Annotated in this window: 3 protein-coding genes and 1 pseudogene; all 4 read left to right on the plus strand. The window is 22.4% G+C overall.

The genetic code is table 11. The features are described 5' to 3' along the window. On the plus strand, nucleotides 1-412 hold a 412-nt coding region (locus ACMUOV_RS00320; RefSeq protein ID WP_413852665.1), incomplete at its 5' end, for an agmatine deiminase family protein. A 67-nt stretch (nucleotides 413-479) separates the two neighbouring features. Further along, on the plus strand, nucleotides 480-1,145 hold the full coding sequence (locus ACMUOV_RS00325) for a hypothetical protein (RefSeq protein WP_413852667.1): 666 nt from the start codon (nucleotides 480-482) through the stop codon (nucleotides 1,143-1,145). Nucleotides 1,146-1,183: 38 nt separating this feature from the next. Further along, nucleotides 1,184-1,990 carry a hypothetical protein gene (locus ACMUOV_RS00330; protein ID WP_413852669.1) on the plus strand — a complete coding sequence of 269 codons (807 nt, stop codon included), beginning with the start codon at nucleotides 1,184-1,186 and terminating at the stop codon, nucleotides 1,988-1,990. Nucleotides 1,991-2,076: 86 nt separating this feature from the next. Continuing rightward, nucleotides 2,077-2,288, plus strand: a pseudogene (locus tag ACMUOV_RS00335) (cytochrome C biogenesis protein CycH); the annotation flags it as partial.

A 2,288-nucleotide genomic window follows, 5' to 3' on the forward strand; every position in this document is an offset into this window, starting at 1 on the left:
AAAAGATTTACTTAAACTTAACAAAATAATAATAATTGAAGAAGAATACGACGATTACGGGCATAGTGACGGTATGGTTAGGTTTGTAAATGATAATACAGCTTTAATTAATAAATATCTTAAAAAACATATTAAATATAAAAAGAAATTAACCGATGTTTTGGAAAAAGAAAATTTAAAATATATCGAAATACCGTCAACAGATAATATAACAAATGCTATCGGTTTATATATAAATTACCTACAATTTGACGATGTTATAATATTACCGAAGTTCAACATAAAAAATGATAATAATATATTAATATCGTTATATAAAATATTTGGCAATAAATATAAGATACTGCAAATAGATTGCACAGAAATAGCCAAAAATGGCGGAGTTTTAAATTGTATTAGTTGGTCAAATTAATATAATATTAATTTTGATATAATAATTTAAATTATTATGTTTTTTAGTATGTGTTATAGAAAATAAAATGAATAACAAAGAAAAACTATTAATATTAAAAATTGCAAGAAATTATGAACCTCAATTTGTTTTTGACATGTTAAGTCATAATAAAGATTGTGAAAGCTGTTACAAAGAAATTGTACAAAATCAAATTGATAATGGAATAAACAAAATGCACCTTCCAGAACCTTGGAATGGTCATTTATCAAAAGCTAAAGTTCTATTTATAAGTTCAAATCCATCTTTGGGAATAAATGAAATTTTCCCTACAAAAGATTGGACAGATGAAAATATTATAAATTTTTTTGATAATCGTTTTGTAAATGCTGATAAAAAAATCCCTAGATTTTGGCAATCAATTTCAAAATATGTTTTGTGGCTTTATCCTGAAAGTAAAAATTTAAGCCCTACAGAACGACTTGACAAATATGCTGTAAGTACAGAAATAGTTCATTGTAAATCATTAAAAGAGAAAGGTGTGAAAAAATGTTTTGTTGAAGAAGAAAAATTCGTTAATGAAATTGTAAAAATATTTAAAGGCGACTATATTATTATATTAGGTAAAAAAGCTATTAAATGTACAGATAAACTTAAGGAAATATATAAAACTGCAAAAATTTATACAATGCCTCATCCATCAGCATATGGAGTAAAGGATGATGACCGACGAGTTTTACTTGGATTAAAGTGATAAAGTATAATCTTAATCAGTATAGTAAGGAGTTTTATATGGAAAATAAAGAATTAAAGAAAAAATTTTGGGACGATATAAAAAAAGAAACAAATATAGAAGATATTAATAATTTTTTTGAAAATTGTAAAAATATAAATGAGGCACTTCCGATATTACAAAAAATAAATAAATATTTTTTAATAAATTATAAATTAAATTTTGAATATGAAGGAAAAGTTATAAATATAATTCCTATAGAGACAGAAATATATTTTTCAAAATTAAATAAAGATAATAGACCTGATGATGGAATGTGCCATATGAATGATTTACAAAAAGGCAAAGATAAAAATGGTAATGATAGATTTGGAAAACTATATTTTCATAGATATTCTCAAAAATATAAAAACGATGATAGTAATAAAATTAACTATGCTAGGGGTGGTGTTGATGTTTGTATATCTAATAGTAAAGATTATTATTTATCAATATTAATAAGAAGTGCATTTATAAATGATACCGAAGAAGAAAATTTATATTCGGGAATTAATAATATTTGTAAAGGAATAATAAGATTTTATAAACCAACAAAATGTTTGCAATGTTTCTTTAAAGAATTAGAAGTTATTGAAGAATTAGTAATTAAAAGAAGAAATAAAGAAGTTAATATTACTAATTTATTTGAACAACCAAGAATATCAAATAAAGAATATTCAAAAAAGAATAAAGAAAATTTGAATTGTTTGAATTTAGGTAAAGATTACCAATATTTGAATATAATAAATAAAAAACAAACTTTTTATAAAAAATATAATAGTTTTGAAAAATTAAAAAATTATAAAGAAAGTTTTAATCGCAATTAAATTATCAACTATAAACTAACAACAATTTGACTTTTAAAACATATTTTTGTATAATTATACAAAATAATTATATAGAGGGTTTTTTTATGAAAAAAGAAAACCAAATAATCATTTACAAAACAAAAGACGGAAATTTAGAAGTAGATTTAAAACTTCATAATGAAACTTTGTGGCTTACACAAAAATCAATGGCAGAATTGTTTGAAACAACAAAACAAAATATCAGTTTGCATCTTAAAAATATTTTTGAAGACGGCGAACTTGAAGAAAATTCAGTTGTCAAGGATTTCTTGACAAC

Source organism: Candidatus Ruminimicrobium bovinum (assembly GCF_902760015.1).
Classification (GTDB): Bacteria; Elusimicrobiota; Endomicrobiia; order Endomicrobiales; family Endomicrobiaceae; genus Ruminimicrobium; species Ruminimicrobium bovinum.

Coding starts and splice junctions, on each gene's coding strand:
- ACMUOV_RS00325 (WP_413852667.1), top strand. CDS start 480: ATGAATAACAAAGAAAAACTATTAATATTAAAAATTGCAAGAAATTAT.
- ACMUOV_RS00330 (WP_413852669.1), top strand. CDS start 1,184: ATGGAAAATAAAGAATTAAAGAAAAAATTTTGGGACGATATAAAAAAA.